13 protein-coding genes and 2 pseudogenes are annotated in these 14788 nt (G+C 73.5%); 10 read left to right on the top strand and 5 right to left on the bottom strand.

Annotated features, from left to right (window positions below):
* Positions 1 to 186 precede the first annotated feature (186 nt).
* Entirely contained in the window at positions 187 to 1215 is a 1029-nt protein-coding gene (locus tag ACLHRZ_RS41425) for a 3-oxoacyl-ACP synthase III family protein (protein WP_490423793.1), read from the top strand.
* Here ACLHRZ_RS41425 and ACLHRZ_RS41420 read toward each other — a convergent pair.
* Complete coding sequence (locus ACLHRZ_RS41420; RefSeq protein WP_490423792.1) at positions 1210 to 2820, bottom strand: adenosine deaminase family protein; 1611 nt, start codon at positions 2818 to 2820, stop codon at positions 1210 to 1212. The genes ACLHRZ_RS41425 and ACLHRZ_RS41420 overlap by 6 nt on opposite strands.
* 40 nt (positions 2821 to 2860) lie before the next feature.
* Positions 2861 to 3790, bottom strand: coding sequence for a TNT domain-containing protein (locus tag ACLHRZ_RS41415; protein ID WP_490423791.1), 930 nt, complete (start codon positions 3788 to 3790; stop codon positions 2861 to 2863).
* A gap of 191 nt (positions 3791 to 3981) precedes the next feature.
* Here ACLHRZ_RS41415 and ACLHRZ_RS41410 point away from each other — a divergent pair.
* Together ACLHRZ_RS41410 and ACLHRZ_RS41405 are read left to right on the top strand one after the other, a co-directional pair.
* Positions 3982 to 4368 (top strand): annotated as a pseudogene (locus ACLHRZ_RS41410) (AAA family ATPase); the annotation flags it as partial.
* A gap of 81 nt (positions 4369 to 4449) precedes the next feature.
* Positions 4450 to 4962, top strand: a complete 513-nt coding sequence (locus tag ACLHRZ_RS41405) for a phosphatase domain-containing protein (protein ID WP_490423839.1) — start codon at positions 4450 to 4452, stop codon at positions 4960 to 4962.
* 18 nt (positions 4963 to 4980) lie between these two features.
* Here ACLHRZ_RS41405 and ACLHRZ_RS41400 read toward each other — a convergent pair whose 3' ends face one another.
* The gene (locus ACLHRZ_RS41400) at positions 4981 to 6348 is read right to left on the bottom strand and encodes a carboxylesterase/lipase family protein (RefSeq protein ID WP_490423790.1); all 1368 of its coding nucleotides are present in this window, start codon (positions 6346 to 6348) and stop codon (positions 4981 to 4983) included.
* A gap of 132 nt (positions 6349 to 6480) precedes the next feature.
* Here ACLHRZ_RS41400 and ACLHRZ_RS41395 point away from each other — a divergent pair, with 132 nt between their 5' ends.
* On the top strand, positions 6481 to 7464 hold the full coding sequence (locus ACLHRZ_RS41395; RefSeq protein ID WP_490423789.1) for an Lrp/AsnC family transcriptional regulator: 984 nt from the start codon (positions 6481 to 6483) through the stop codon (positions 7462 to 7464).
* 183 nt (positions 7465 to 7647) lie between these two features.
* On the opposite strand, the gene ACLHRZ_RS41390 is transcribed toward ACLHRZ_RS41395, so the two are convergent.
* Complete coding sequence (locus ACLHRZ_RS41390; RefSeq protein ID WP_490423788.1) at positions 7648 to 8373, bottom strand: HisA/HisF-related TIM barrel protein; 726 nt, start codon at positions 8371 to 8373, stop codon at positions 7648 to 7650.
* 168 nt (positions 8374 to 8541) lie between these two features.
* Here ACLHRZ_RS41390 and ACLHRZ_RS41385 point away from each other — a divergent pair, with 168 nt between their 5' ends.
* From ACLHRZ_RS41385 to ACLHRZ_RS41360, 6 genes and pseudogenes are all read left to right on the top strand, one after another.
* Positions 8542 to 9138, top strand: a complete 597-nt coding sequence (locus tag ACLHRZ_RS41385) for a TetR/AcrR family transcriptional regulator (protein ID WP_490423787.1) — start codon at positions 8542 to 8544, stop codon at positions 9136 to 9138.
* Positions 9139 to 9152: 14 nt separating this feature from the next.
* Positions 9153 to 9518 (top strand): annotated as a pseudogene (locus ACLHRZ_RS41380) (transcriptional antiterminator); the annotation flags it as partial.
* A 42-nt stretch (positions 9519 to 9560) separates the two neighbouring features.
* Positions 9561 to 9941 carry a DUF2620 domain-containing protein gene (locus ACLHRZ_RS41375; RefSeq protein WP_490423838.1) on the top strand — a complete coding sequence of 127 codons (381 nt, stop codon included), beginning with the start codon at positions 9561 to 9563 and terminating at the stop codon, positions 9939 to 9941.
* Between the two features lie 50 nt (positions 9942 to 9991).
* Entirely contained in the window at positions 9992 to 11329 is a 1338-nt protein-coding gene (locus ACLHRZ_RS41370; RefSeq protein ID WP_490423786.1) for a YhfT family protein, read from the top strand.
* On the top strand, positions 11326 to 12258 hold the full coding sequence (locus ACLHRZ_RS41365; protein ID WP_490423785.1) for a phosphotriesterase family protein: 933 nt from the start codon (positions 11326 to 11328) through the stop codon (positions 12256 to 12258). The genes ACLHRZ_RS41370 and ACLHRZ_RS41365 overlap by 4 nt, the downstream gene beginning before the upstream one ends.
* Before the next feature lie 30 nt (positions 12259 to 12288).
* Positions 12289 to 13176, top strand: a complete 888-nt coding sequence (locus ACLHRZ_RS41360; RefSeq protein WP_490423784.1) for an alpha/beta fold hydrolase — start codon at positions 12289 to 12291, stop codon at positions 13174 to 13176.
* On the opposite strand, the gene ACLHRZ_RS41355 is transcribed toward ACLHRZ_RS41360, so the two are convergent.
* On the bottom strand, positions 13149 to 14753 hold the full coding sequence (locus ACLHRZ_RS41355; protein WP_490423783.1) for an ABC-F family ATP-binding cassette domain-containing protein: 1605 nt from the start codon (positions 14751 to 14753) through the stop codon (positions 13149 to 13151). The two genes, ACLHRZ_RS41360 and ACLHRZ_RS41355, sit on opposite strands and share 28 nt — an antisense overlap.
* Positions 14754 to 14788 lie beyond the last annotated feature (35 nt).

The raw sequence follows: 14788 nt of genomic DNA, 5'->3' as shown, positions 1-14788 counted from the left end.
GTCCGCTCCCCGATGCGGCCTGTCCCGGCGCAGGTTGTCATCCCTACCCCGGTGCGGAGCCGGTCAGCGTGGACGGAACGGGCCGATTATGGGGTGATCTCCGCCTAAAGTGCGGAATCCGTGGACACTCGGTGAGTGTTCTCCGGTGGCGCGGTCCTGCCCGCGCCGCCGCCGTACGGTGCTGGGGTGCCGCCTTCCTGCCGTGCCCGGCTGCTGTCGAACGCCGTGCACCTGCCGCCGCAGTACCGGACGATGGAGCAGGTCCGGGCGGGCATGATCGCGGCGGGGAGTCCCTTCGTTCCCCCGCCCGGAGCGCTGGAGAACCTCACCGGTGTCCGGGGCGTGCACGTCAGATCCGACGACGTGCAGGCGTCCGACCTCGCGGTGGCGGCCGCCGTCGAGGCGCTGGACATGGCGGGGACGGGCATCGGCGAGGTGGACCTGCTGCTGTTCGCCTCCACGTCGCAGGATCTCGTCGAACCCGCCACCGGGCACATCGTGGCGGCCAAACTCGGCGCCCTCTGCCCGGTGTTCGACGTGAAGAACGCCTGCAACAGCGTGCTCAACGCCGTGGAGACGGCGGCGGCCTTCATCGAGACCGGCCGGCACCGCACCGTGCTGATCGCCTGCGGGGAGACGACGACGCTCACCACCCGCTGGCACGCGCCCGACCAGGAGACGTTCATGCGTCACCTGCCCGGCTACACCGTCTCCGACGCCGGCGCCGCCCTCCTCCTGACCGCCGGGCCGGCCGGCCCGGACGATCCCGGAGTGCTGCACGCGGTGTTCGCCGCCGACTCCTCCGCCTGGGAGGCGTGCACGGTGAAGGCCGGCGGCTCGATGTATCCGCGTTCCACGGACGACGAGCACTACTGTCTGCGGCTCAACGAGAACCAGTTGTCCCGGACGGGCCGCGGCATGGCCCAGTTGGTGCTGGAGCAGGCCCCGGAGCAGATGGCAATGGTGCGCGAGAGCGCGTTCGTCGCCGTCCACCAGATCTCCATGCCGCAGTTCCACGAAGCCTGTGCGCTGCTCGGTCTGCCGGAGAGCCGGTTCCTGGCCACGGTGGACCGCTACGGCAACGCCGCGTCCGCCTCCCTCCCGCTGCAACTGGTCCTGGCGCAGCGGTCCGACCGCGTCATGCCCGGTGACGTCGTCGCCCTTATCGGTCTGGCCAGCGGGTTCAGCATGGGGCTCGTCCTGATCCGGCTATGACCGCGCCGCCGCCCAGTGGCGCTCGAAGGCCGCGAAGGCCTTCTCCTGCCGCCATTCCACCTGCGCCTTGGGGCTCGCGGCCAGCAGGCGCGCGCACGCGGCGGAGGGGTTCCGGTCCCCCGGGAGGTCGTGTGCGCACTGCGGGACGGGTGTGAAGCCGTCGCGGTTCGTCCACAGGCTGCGGCCGGGCAGGAACGCGTACTCCAGGGAGGTGCGGGCCAGGTCCTTGAGGGTGCGGTAGTCCAGGCCGTAGGCCGTCGTCGCCTTCACGTACTCGGTGGTGATGTCGCTGCGCGAGACGCCCTCGTCGTCGGTGGCGAGGGCGACGGGCACGTGATGGGCGCGGTAGAAGGCGAAGGGGTGCCTGCTGCCGGAGACGTTGAGGATCTGGTCGTTGCTGGTCAGTGGCACCTCCACCAGCACGTGCCGGTCGGCCAGCGTGCGCTGCAGGTTCTCCGGGTCGTCCTCCCAGCGTGCGTCGACGCCGTGGCCGATGCGCTCGGCATGACCGGTGAGCACCGCCTGGCGGATGTGGAAGCGCAGGTCCTCGGGCTGGACGAGGCCCGGCGCGAGTTCACCGGCGTGCAGGGTGATGTGCGTGGCGGGGTACCGCGCGTGCAGGTATTCCAGCATGCGCATGTGCAGGTCGTAGTCGCGCAGGGCGACGGTCCCGTCCTCGGGTGCCACGAGGTTGACGGACACGAAACGCTCGTCCTGCCGGGCCAGTTCGAAGCCGAGCAGCAGCTCGGCGAAGACCTGGGCGGGAGGGGCCGAACGCTCGACCTGGGTGATGAAGCGGACCGGCAGCGCGCAACCGGCGTGCGGTGCGGAGGTGTTGCAGCGCGAGGCGGTCCGGAACGCGGCCATCGCCCGGTCCGTCTGCTTCCTGGTGCGCTCCACCACCCGGCGCAGGCCGTCGCCGGCCGACACCCTCTCCAGCAGGCGGGCCGGGGAGACGTCGGAGCCGGAGTCGGGGCCGGCGTTGCGGACCAGGGCGGCGAGTTCGTCCTCGTCGGGAGAGACCATGGTCTCCAGGTAGAACTGGTGCTGCTCTGCGGCCTTGTCCGCCACCTCGCTCAGCATCTGACCGGTGTGGCCGGCCGTCGCTTCGTCGAACTTTCCGAACGTGGCGAAGAAATGATCGTGCCCGGATTCCGGGCCGGGCACGAAGTCCTGCATGGACCAGGCCCGGAGGATCCGGTTCCGGAACTCCCGGTCGTGGCCGGCGTCGGAGGCCGGGCGGCTGCCGGGGGCGCACGGGGGCCGGACGGCGCGCAGCGAGCCTTCTTCGATGCAGAGGCCGTCGTGCGCGGCGAAGCCCATCAGCAGCTCGGTGGATGCAGCGCCGCTGAGGTGGTTGTGCAGGTCCGCGCCCTTCGGCATCTCGTGCAGGAAGGCCCTCAGCCTGCCCTCGTCCCCGCGGATGCGGTCGAGACGGGCGGCCGTGGCTGCGGTCGGATCCGTCGCGGCCGCGGCCGGAGCCGGTGCCCCGCCGGCCAGCAGGGCACTGGTGCACAGCACGGCCGCCACGGCCGCGCGCAGCGGTCTGCGGCGGCTGCCGTGGGTCGAACGGCCCGGTCGGGTCCGATGGTCGGCGAGGGTCACTCGTCCTCCTGACGGCAGTTGCCGGTTGGTGATGTGAACGTCACGGTACGAGTTCGTCGTACAGGCGGGCGCAGGCCGACGTTTCGTCGGCGTAGCGTGCGACGGTCCGTTCCTTGCCGCGCTCCGTCAGGCCGACGACCCACTGGCCTGCGGTCCGGTGCAGCACGTAGTACTCCGTGGCGGGCAGCCGGGGTTCGTGGACTCCGTCGATGCGGTAGGACGCGTCGGGCACCCCGGCCCGTCGCAGATCGGCGCGCAGGGTTGCGCGGTTCGTCGCGTGCAGCGCGGGGGCGGCCACGTGCCGGGGCGCCCTGCCCTTCCGGCCGGCGGGCGTGACCTCGGCCAGGACGTCGGCCGCGATCAGGTCGCGGACCGGCTTGTCGAGCTTGATCTGCGTTCCGCCGCCGGGCTGTCCGAACCACGCGGCGATCGAGCCCTGCAGACCGGTGAAGGACTTGCCCGGAAGCAGCTTGTAGACGTGGTAGTTGCAGGTTGCACCGTACGTTCCGTCGTCATTCCGGTACGTGTGCAGATTCGACGGCGGTATGGAGCGCTGCGCATAGGACGCGGGCGCGGACTTCGCGTCCGGTGAGACGAACGTGCCCGTGGCCGCGCCGAAGCGGTCGACGTACACCTCGTGATGGGCGTCGTAGGTCACGGTGACGCGGTTCGGGGTGCCGGCGAAACCGTCGTCGTCGGGATAGTGCCAGTCCCAGTTGTCGTTTTTCCATGCGTCCAGGAACTCTTTGGCGCTGTCGGCTCCCCCGAGCTTGTCGTAGCCCGTGACGAGCGGGCCCACCGGGGCCGTGACCGGGAGTTTGTCCGGCCCGAGGGACCAGTCGCCGTGGTCGGCCACCGCGCATTCCGGGGCCGGGGCCGCGGGGGTGGCGGCCTGTGCCGTGCCCGCCAGGGCCGGGCCCGCGAACAGTGCCGCGCACACGGCAGCCGATATCCGGACGACGCCCTTCACTTCGGCCTCCTGGTGCCGCATTCGGGCCCACGGACCGCAGGCCTCCCACAAGATGCAATGGCCACGGAACTTAGCAGCGGGGCGGACAGCGAAGGGCTGAATTCCGCCATCGCCGGACCGGGCATTCGGTACGCGAGGTGGCTCGATCGCTCCGCGTACGATGAGCGACGACGCCGAAGGGAGCCGCCGCCGTGCCCGAACCGAACGATGCAGGCGTTCCCGGGGCGGAGCTCGTGGTGCTGGTGGGCCTGCAGGCCTCGGGCAAGTCCACCTTCCACGGCCGGACCTTCGCCGGTACGCACGCCCTCGTCAGCAAGGACCTCTTCCGCCGGGCCAAGCACCGGCAGCGCCGTCAGATGCGGCTGATCGACGAGGCGTTGGACCAGGACGTGCCGGTGGTGGTCGACAACACCAACCCCTCGCCCGCCGAATGGGATCCGCTGGTCGCGGCCGCGCGCTCGCACGGTGTCCCGGTCGTCGCCTACTGGTTCCCGCCGGATCCGATCGGTTCGCTGCTGCGCAACGCCGTGCGCGAGGGCCCGGCCCGGGTGCCCGAAGCGGGCGTCTACGCAACCCTGAAGAAGCTGCGCCGGCCGCGGACGGCGGACGGCTTCGACGCGGTGCACGAGGTGCGGCTCGACGGGCACGGCGGCTTCCTGGTGCGCCCCGCAGAGGACGAACCAGAGGTTCCGCGGACACGGGCCACGGTGGTGTTCGACCTGGACGGCACGCTGGCCGACGTCCGGCACCGGCTGCACCTGGTGCGGGCCCGCCCCCGCGACTGGGAGGCCTTCTTCGCCGCCGCCCCCGCCGATCCGCCACTGCCCGAAGGGGTCCGGCTCGCACTCGCCTGCGCCCGGCACTGCGACCTGGCGTACGTCACCGGCCGCCCGGAGAACTGCCGCCGCGGGACGGTGGACTGGCTGGCCCGGCAGGGCCTGCCCGCCGGCCCGCTCCTGATGCGCCGGGACGGCGACCGCAGACCGGCCCGTACGGTCAAGCCCGAACTGCTGCACTCCTTGGCGCAGGAGCGGTGCGTCACCGCCGTGGTCGACGACGACGAGCAGGTCTGCACCGCTTACGAGGCCGCGGGGTTCCGGGTGCTGCACGCGCCCTGGATGGAGCCGCAGCCGCTCCTGGAGTTCGTCCAGGAGCGCGAGGGCCGCACGTGAGGGCATGTGCGGCCCGCTTCAGGACCGCATGGTTCCGAACTCCTTGACGTCCGCCGCCGTGCGGTACGGCTGCCAGGGGGCGAGGCCCGGCCCGTTGGGCGAGCCCGTGGCGGTGAAGGCCGCGAGTGCTCCGCCGAAGGCGCGGGCCAGGGCGTGGTCGTCGGCGGTCACGGCGCCGAGCATCGGGGCCTCGGGGTAGGCGTCGAACGTGCCGTGGAGGAAGGGGAGTTCGGCACAGTGCGTGGCTCCGAGCCCGAGCGGGTCCGGGGCCGGCCGCCGGGTGAAGCGGTAGACGTAGGCCGCAAGGCCCTGGCGGGCACGGCCGGTGGCGAGCGCGGTGACGCCGCGCTGGAAGACACGGTCGCCGGCCCGGTCGGCGAGGCGGGCGGCCGGGGCGCCGGGGTCGAGCGCGCGGAAGGCGGTCAACTCGTCGCTGACCGTGCCGAGCAGCAGATCCTTGTCGTCGAGCGCGCCCGCGGCGACGGCCTGGCGCCAGGGGTGGGGGTGGCCGGGGCCGCCGAGCACCGGGTACATCGCCGGGGCGATGCTGCCGGGGCGCGCCCGTTCGGTGGCCAGTCGGCGGTGGGCGGCGAGCAGGCGCTCGACGGGCAGTTCACGCAGAGCCGGGCCCGGATCCGTGCCGGTGATGCCGAGAATCTGCAGGTAGTCGCGGGCCGTTGCGGCGGCCTCGGCCGGGTCCTGCGGCGGGAGGCCCCACGGGCCGCTCTGTGCGATCACCCGCTGCACCAGGTCGCGGGTCCGCGGGGCGATGGCGAGGGAGAACGCCGAGTGGGCGCCGGCGGACTGGCCGCCGACCGTCACCGCGTCGGGGTCTCCGCCGAAGCCCGCGATGTTCTCCCGGACCCAGCCGAGCACCGCGGCCTGGTCCTGGGAGCCGAGGTTGCTCGCGCCGATCTCGGGAAGGTACAGGTAACCGAGGGCGCCCAGGCGGTAGTTGGCGGTGACCACGACGACCGGCCCGAGCGCGGCGAGCCGCGCACCGTCGTACCAGTCCCAGCCGCCGGAGCCACTGCTGAAGCCGCCGCCGTGGAACCACACGAGCACCGGCAGCCCGGCTCCGCCGCCGAGAGCCGCGGCCGGGGTCCAGACGTTGAGGGTCAGGCAGCCGTCCTCGTCCCAGTCCGGCACGCGGGGCCCCATGACCGCCTCCAGGCGGGACGGGCCCTGCGGCGCCGACGGCCCGGCGTGGGCCGCGTCCCGGACGCCGCTCCAGCCCGGGGGCCGCGCCGGGGGCGCGAAGCGCAGCGCGCCGACCGGGGATGCCGCGTACGGGATGCCCCGGAACGCCGCCACCTCGCCCTCCGCCGTTCCCCGCACCCGGCCCTGACCGGTCCCCACCACAAGATCCTGCTCGTCCGACGCCACGTCCGTCTCCCTCTCCTCGCCGGCTTCTCCGTCCTCGGGCAGGACCTGTCTACGCCCGGCACACCGTGTGTGGCCAACGGGAGCGGGGAGCGGGCGGAAAGTGTGTCACGGACGGGGCCTACTGTTGCGGATGTGCGCCACCCACTCCGCGAACTCGACGGCACGGAACGCCGGATCGCCGCAGCCCTGCTGCTCGCGCCCCGCGCCACCTGGCGCACTCTCGCCCGGGTCCTGGGGCTGTCCGAACGCACCGTCGTCCGGCGGGCCGTACCGCTCTACGGCAGCCGCACGCTGCGCGCCACCGCCGTCCGCAGCCCGGCCCGCTTCCCCGGGCTGGTCCCGCTCGTGCTGCGCATCCGCTGCCGTCCGGGCCGCGTCCGCGCGGTCGCCGCCGCCCTCGCCCGCCGTCCCGACACCACCTGGGTCGACGTCCTCGGCGGCGGGGACGAGGTCAGCGCCGTCGTCTTCCTCGACGGGCCGGACGCACGCGACCGTCTGCTCCTGCGCGACCTCCCGGCCACCGCGGCTGCGGACTCCTGGACCGTGCATTCCCTCCTGCACGTCTTTCCGGCCGCGTTCACCTGGCACGCGGGACTGCTGTCCGCACCCGAGGCGGCCGAGCTGCGCGCCGTTCCGGACGACCCCGCTCCCCCGCCGGCGCCGCTGGACATCGACCGCGCGCTGATCGGGGCGCTGACCGAGGACGCCCGCAGCCCGTACACCGCGCTCGCCGGGCGCGCCGGGGTCAGCCCGCTCACCGCGCGGCGGCGGCTCGACGCCCTCGTGCAGGGCCATGTCGTACGCCTGGCGACCGAAGTCGACGTGGCCCTCCTCGGCATCCGCGCCGAGACCCTGCTGTGGCTGTCCGTCGCCCCCGGGGACCTGCCGGCGGCGGGCCGCGTCCTGAGCCACCACCCCTGTGTGCGGTTCGCGGCGGCCGTCACCGGCCGCGCCAATCTCCTGGCCGCGGTGGCCACCGACGATCCCGGCGGCCTGTACGGCTTCCTGACGGACACCCTGGGCGCCCTCGACGGGGTCGGCTCCGTCGAGACGACGCCGCTCCTGGCCACCGTCAAGCGCACGGGGCTGACGCGGGCCGGGCTGCCTGCGGCATGACCCTGCGACGGGGAGCCCCGCCGCCCGGCTCCCGGCGCACCGCCGCTCAGCCGACGCGCCATTGCTGCTGTGAACTGCCGTTGCAGTCCCGCATCTGGACGGCCGCGGCCCTCCACGGCTTCGCGCCCGGGCGGGAAGTCGCTTGCCGGCCGCGGCCGTTGCAGGAGCGCGCGCTGAGGCCTCTCAGAGCGCGAGGGCCTCCGGGAGGGACAGCGCGCCCGTGTACAGGGCGCGGCCGACGACCGCGCCCGTCACCCCGTGCGGGGCGAGTGCGGCGACGGCCCGCAGATCGTCGAGGCCGCGGATGCCTCCGGCGGCGAGGACCGGCATGGCCGTGCGGGCGCAGACCTCCCGGAACAGGGAGAGGTTGGGGCCCGTCAACATGCCCTCCCTGCTGATGTCGGTGACCAGGCACCGCGCGCAGCCGGCGCCGTCCAGCCGGCCGAGGATCGGCCACAGGCCGCCGACGTCGCCGGCTCCGCCGTCGGCGGCCACGCGGGGGCCCTGCGGTGTCGTACGGACCAGGGTGCTGACCCCGATGCGGTCGCCGTGTGCGGCGACGGCCCCGGCGCACCAGTCCATGTCGGACAGGGCCGCGCTGCCCAGGTTCAGCCGCGCGCAGCCGGTGCGCAGGGCACGGCGCAGCGTGTCGTCGTCGGTCACGGAGCAGAACAGCGCCTGGACGCCGATGCGGAGGCAGCCGACGATGCGTACGACCGTCGCGAGGTCCGCCTCGTGGAGCCGCTCCGACACCGCGACGACGTGGACCCAGGACGCGCCCTGGCGCTGGAACTTCAGGGCCACGGCGAGCGGGTCCGTCTCCACCGCCTCCGGCACCACCTGGTCCTCCACCAGGTGGACGACTTTCCCTTGGTCGATGTGGATCGACGGGAACACCGTCAACGACAAGACCGCCTCCTCACCGGAGCTCCAGCCCGAAGGAACAGCATGACCGCGGGGGCCGCGTCTGTACACCACGGCGACGGCCGCCCGACCCCGCCGCGGCCGCCGGGACCGGAATGCCGGGTACGGTACGGGCGTACAGCACTGCTTCCCCGGACCACAGGAGCGCCCAGCATGGCCGCCGACCAGCCCGCCCGGCGCCGCCGCGACCCCGCCCGGCGGATCGAGGAGATCGCCGCGGCCACGGAGCGGGTCATCGCCGCCCGTGGCATCGAAGGCCTGACCCACCGTGCGGTGGCCGAGGTGGCCGACGTCCCGCTGGGGGCGACCACCTACCACTTCGCCACCAAGGACGACCTCATCCAGGCCGCTCTGCAACGCGCGTACGACCGTTACGCGGCCGCCCTCGGGGAATGGACCGCCCGACGCCCGCAGTTGACCGCCACCCAGCTGACCGTCCTGCTCACCGACGCCCTCATGGGCTGTTTCGGCTCCCACCGCGACCAGCAGATCGTCCAGTTCGAGCTCTACCTGGCCGCCCTGCGGCGCCCCGCCCTGCGGCCTCTCGCCGACCGGTACGCCGAGACCATGACCGGCCTTCTGCTCACCTACGTCGACCCCGTCACCGCGCAGGCCGCCACGGCCGCCGTGAACGGCCTCACCCTGCGCGGGCTGGCCGGTACCCGGCTTCCCACGCGCGCCGAGGTCGAGGGGGTCCTCGGGCGCATCCTCACTCCCAACCCCGCACTCGTCGGGGCCACCACGGGCTGACCGGAGGCGGGCAGGTGGACGAACGGCTGGCACAGCGGGTCCGCACGTTCCGCGAGGGCGGTCATGTCCCGCTCCCCGTCGTGGAGTTCGTCGTGAACGAACTCCACGCGCTGGCGGCCGAGGGGCGGTGCGTCACGGAGGACACGGCGGGGATGCTGACGAGCCATCTGATGATGGCGCTGACCCGCCTGGCCGGCGGGCCGCCGGTCGGGCAGTGTGTCCCGGACGCGCAGGTGACGGCCGAGCTGAGGGCCCATCCCGGGGCCGTCGCCGGCGCCCGGGCCGTGGCGGCCCGCGCACGTGCGGAGCTGGGGGTGGCGCTGCCGGAGCCGGAGATCGGTTTCCTGGGGCTGCACCTGGCCGTTCTCTCACAGCGCTCCTGCACCGGTGATGGCGACGGCGACGGAAGGCGGCGACAGCCCGTGACGAGGATCCTCACCGGCGGCCTCGGCAGGACCGATGTCGCGCACATCGTGCAGCGGCTCGCCCCGGACGGCATCGACGTCGCCGAGTCCAGCGACATGGACGCGGCCTCGGAGCTCCGCTCCGGGCGGGCCGACTACTACCTGGGCACCTGCCACACCGGGGCCGGAGCCTCCCTGGGGGTGCTGGTGGGTGTGCTGGGCAGCGGCGCCTGCCACACCTTCGGCCGCACCGTTCCGCAGGAGGACCGGGTCGCGGCGTTGCTCGCCGCGGGCGTCAAGGTCTTCGGCTTCGCCGTCGACTGCATCGAGTCCGTGACTCCCGTCATCGTCCGGGCGGTCGCGGGTGTGCAGGGGACGCCCGGTTTGCATGCGCCGTAACGGGATGTGGTCCTGTGCAGGAAGGGTCCCGCGCACCGGGAGGAGTCGGGTTGCAACCGGACGGCGTCGCTGCGGCCACCGTCGCCAGTGGTCATCTGGGTTTCACGCTCGCGCAGAGGCTGACGGTCATCGTGCTGTGTGCGCTGACGTCCTGGGTCGCGCAGCGTGCGGCGGCCGTGTTCCACGACGGTGTGCGGCCGTTCCTGCTCGACTTCGTCCAGGGGCGGTCGACGCGCGGTGCCACCGCCGCGGTGTCGTTCGGGCTGTCGGCCGGTTTCGTCTTCGGTCTGGGGGCGCCGTTGGCGCTGTCCACGGGAGTGCTCAATCCGTGGCTGGTGTTCCTGCCGACCGACGTTCTCGGGCTGGTGTCCCCGAAGCGGTGGCTCGCCGCCGTGCTCGGCGCGGCCTGGGGGGCGGTCGTGGTGTTCGGGGTCGGGGGCGCGGACTCGCTGGTGCACGAGCTGCCGGTGGACTTTGTGACGGCCATGCAGCAGATGGCGACGCCGATCCTCTACCTGTTCGCGCTGTTCCCGGTGCTCGCCGTCACGCAGCAGTTCGGCCGGCTGAGCGGCGGCCTGTGCGGCGTGCTCGAACTGGCGCTGGTGGTCGTGTCCTTGAAGCTGTGGCCGAAGGTCTTTCCCGGGTCGATCGCGATGGCGGCCGGTGTGCTCGTCCTCGTCGGCCTCGCCCTGCGCAGGGACGTGCGGCGGCGCCGGACCGCCGGCACGCCTGCCGGACCCGAGGAGGACCCGACGGCCGGTCTGTTCCGGGCCGGTGCCGTGCGGCTGCGCTCGCACCTGCCGCTGTTGATGGTGCTCGGTGCGGGCGTGTGTCTGCTGTGCCAGGCGCACGTCTTCGGCGGTGGCGAGGCGTCCGGCTTCCTGGTCGCGAAGGGGGACTACGGCGGCGCGGCCCAGGTCGACTTCTACCGTGCCTTCGGTTTCATCCCGTTGATCGCGACGACCGCGCTGGCGTCGGGTGCGTACGGCATCGCGGGCTTCACCCTCGTCTACCCGGTCGGCTACCTGCTGCCGAGCCCGTGGCTCGCGCCGGCCGCGGGCGCTCTGCTGTTCGCCGTCGAAGTGATGCTGTTGTCCTGGGCGGGCAGGGCCCTCGGCGGGCTGCCCTCGGTGCGTGACGCCTCCGGGCACCTGCGCAATGCGATCACGCAGACTCTTCAACTGGCCGTGCTCTTCGGCTCCCTCGCGGCGGCGAATGCGATGGGCGGCGGGCTGGGGATTCTCGTCGTCGGCGGGCTGTACCTGTTCAACGAGGCGGTGGGCCGGCCGGTGACGCGGGTGGCCGCGGCTCCGGCCGCGGTGGTCGTCGGCGGGGTGCTTCTCAACGTCCTGTACTGGATGCACCTGTTCACCCCGGTCGCCCGGTGACGATCCGGAGCGTCTCCGGCCCGCTGTGCACCTCCGCCGTCCGGGGTCCGGTCCTCGCCCACGAGCACCTGGCCCTCGACCTGCGCCGCCCCGGTCGTCCTGAGGCCGTCCTCGATGCGCGGCACGAAGGAGCAGTCACGGCCGAACTGACCTCCCTGCGGGAGCAGTTCGGCCTGTCCCTGGTCGTCGAGCAGACGTGCCGGGGCATGGGGCGGGACGTGGCCGCCCTCGCCCGCGTCTCCGCCGCTTCGGGCGTGGCGGTGGTGGCGGCCACCGGCTGGTACTACGAAGCGTTCCAACCGCCCGGCGTGCGCCGGGCAGATACCGGCCGGCTCGTCGAGATGCTGACCCGTGACGTGGAGGAGGGGGTCGGGCCGGCGCGGATCCGGCCCGGTCTCATCGGCGAGGCCGGCAGCCACGGCGAGCGTCCCAGCGCGCCGGAGCGCCGGACGCTCACCGCCGCCGCGCGCACGGCGGTCGGCACCGGGCTCTCCGTGGCCACGCACACCTGCCTCGGCCGCGGCGGGCTCGCGCAGCTCGCCCTGCTGACCGCCCGGGGCCTGGCTCCCCACCGCATCGCCATCGGGCACCAGGACCTGCTCGACGACCCTGCCGTGCACCGCCGGATCGCCTCGGAAGGCGCGTACGTCACCTTCGACACCGTCGGCAAGACGGCCTACCAGGATGATGCGACCCGGCTGCGGCTCCTGCTCGCTCTGATCGATGCGGGGCATGCCGACCGGATCCTGCTCTCCTGCGACATCTCGCGCCACACCTACCTGACCGGCCAGGGAGGCCAGGGCTACGGGCACTTGTTCCGTACCTTTCTGCCGCGGGTACGGGCCGCGGGAGTGGGTGACGATCTCATCGACCAGCTGACGCGCCGCAATCCGCTGCGCTTTCTGGAAGACCGCCGTCCGGTCTTCTGAAGCATGCATGTTCCCTCTACCGTGGGGATCATGACGCTGCTGCACGTTCGTGACCATGGGGGCGACGGCACGCCTCTTGTTCTGCTGCACGGTGCGGGACGGTCGCTCGTCGACTGGGACGCCTCGGCCGCCGTGCTCACCGCCGGGCACCGCGTCCTCGCCGTCGACCTTCCCGGACACGGCCGCTCCCCCGGCATTTCGCCGTGGACGATTCCCACCGCGGTACGGCGCATCGCGGACGCGCTCGACGCGCATGGCGTGCCGGAGGCCGTGGTGGTGGGGCATTCCCTCGGCGGGATGGTCGCGGTCGAGTACGCGCGGGCGTACGCGGACCGTGTCCGTGCGGCCGTGAACCTGGACTGCTTCTGGTGGGGACGGCCCGGCGAGTATCCCGGCGCCGAGCGGGTGGGCGACCTGCTCCGCTCGGCGGCCGGGGCCGTCGCGCCTCCCGAGTACATCGAGGCGCAGGTCGCCCACGCCGCCCGGTACGGGATTCCGTCCGGCCGCGCCGAGGCTGCCGCCCGTGCGGCCGTACGTCAGCTGCCCGACGGCCGGTGGCAGACGCTGCCGGAGCGGGCGGCGGCGCTGGAGATGTACGACGAGCTCGACCGGCTCGGCGCGCTCGGTGTCACCGCCTGGCTGGACGGGGTGACGTGCCCGCTCCTGCTGGTGCAGGCGGGCCGGCCGGAACCGCCGAGGCCGTCGATGGCGTGGTTCGACGAGCTCTCCGCCCGGTTCGCCCGCGGGCTCGCGGCGGAGCTGGCCGAGCTCTCGCGCAACCGGGCGACGGTCACCGTCGCCCGGATCGACGCCGGCCACCCCATGGTCCTGGAGGCCCCGGACACCGTGGCGGCGCTGGTCGCCGGGTTCGTCCGGGGCCTGCCGGACGGTCAGGCGAGCGAGACCAGCTCCCGGTAGTCCTCGCTCCACAGATCCTCGTCCGCGTCCGGCAGGAGCAGGACGCGGTCGGGGCGCAGGGCGTCGATGGCGCCCTCGTCGTGGGTGACCATCACGATCGCGCCCGGGTACGAACCGACGGCGGCCAGGACCTCGTTGCGGGAGGCGGGGTCGAGGTTGTTGGTGGGTTCGTCCAGCAGCAGGACGTTCGCTCCGGAGTGGACGAGGGCGGCGAGGGCGAGGCGGGTCTTCTCCCCGCCGGACAGGACGCCGGCGGGCTTGTCGGCGTCGTCCCCGGCGAAGAGGAACGAGCCCAGCACGCGCCGCACTTCGCCGTCCGTGAGGTGCGGCGCGGCGTCGGCGAGGTTCTCGCGCACGGTCCGTCCGGTGCGGAGGGTGTCGTGTTCCTGGGCGAAGTAGCCCAGACGCAGTCCGTGTCCGTGCACCACGCGGCCGCTGTCGGGGGTCTCCTGGCCGGCCAGGAGGCGCAACAGGGTGGTCTTTCCGGCGCCGTTGAGGCCGAGGATCACCAGGCGGCTGCCCCGGTCCACGGCCAGGTCCACACCGCCGAGGACCCGGCGGCCGCCGTAGGACTTGGCGAGGCTGACCGCGCCGAGCGGCATGCGGCCGCACGGCGCCGGTTCCGGCAGGCGGATCTTCGCGACCTTCTCCGTGCGCCGGGCCGGTTCGAGGCCGGCGAGCATGCGGTCGGCGCGGCGCGCCATGCTCTTGGCCATCACGGCGGTGGCCGAGCGGGCCTTCATCTTGTCCGCCTGGGCGTGCAGGGAGGCGGCCTTGCGCTCGGCGTTGGCCCGTTCCCGGGCGCGGCGCCGTTCGTCGGTCTCGCGCTGGGCGAGGTAGGTGTGCCAGCCGGTGTTGTGGATGTCGATCGTCGCGCGGGTGGCGTCGACGTGGAAGACGCGGTTGACCGCGTCCGCGAGGAGGCCGGTGTCGTGGCTGATGACGACGAGGCCGCCCTGGTGGCCCTGGAGGAAGGTGCGCAGCCAGGCGACGGAGTCGGCGTCGAGGTGGTTGGTGGGCTCGTCGAGCAGCAGGGTGCCGTCGTGTCCGGCGAACAGGATGCGTGCGAGCTCGACGCGGCGGCGCTGGCCGCCGGACAGGGCTCCGACGGGCTCGGTCAGCACGCGGTCGGGCAGGCCGAGCCCGGCCGCGACCCGGGCGGCCTCGGCCTCGGCGGCGTATCCGCCGCCGGCCTGGAAGGCGGCTTCGGCGCGGGCGTAGGCGTTCATCGCCCGCTCCAGTGCGGCGGGTCCGCCGGCCTCCGCCATGGCGGCCTCGGCGGCGCGCAGCCGGTGCAGGGCCCGGTCCAGGCCGCGGGCGGAGAGGATCCGGTCGGTGACGGTCACGGCCGGGTCGGCGGCGCGGGAGTCCTGGGCGAGGAAGCCGACGGGGCCGGTGTGCGTGACGCTCCCGGCGGCGGGCTTCGAGCGGCCCGCGAGGGCCGTCATGAGGGTGGTCTTTCCGGCTCCGTTGCGGCCGACCAGGCCGATGCGGTCGCCGGGAGAGACGGTGAAGGAGAGGCCGGACAGCAGCAGGCGCGCGCCCGCGCGCAGCTCGACATCGCGAACGGTAATCATGAAATGACGCTCCGAAAAAGCAAAAGGACACACTT

Source organism: Streptomyces sp. AM25, from assembly GCF_058146165.1.
The sequence above is the reverse complement of the archived record's forward strand: the minus strand, read 5'-3'. Positions and strand labels throughout refer to the sequence as shown.

Bases quoted from the DNA above. Each gene is read 5' to 3' on its own strand.
- ACLHRZ_RS41385 (WP_490423787.1), top strand. From the start codon at position 8,542: ATGGCCGCCGACCAGCCCGCCCGGCGCCGCCGCGACCCCGCCCGGCGG.
- ACLHRZ_RS41360 (WP_490423784.1), top strand. From the start codon at position 12,289: ATGACGCTGCTGCACGTTCGTGACCATGGGGGCGACGGCACGCCTCTT.
- ACLHRZ_RS41355 (WP_490423783.1), bottom strand. From the start codon at position 14,753: ATGATTACCGTTCGCGATGTCGAGCTGCGCGCGGGCGCGCGCCTGCTG.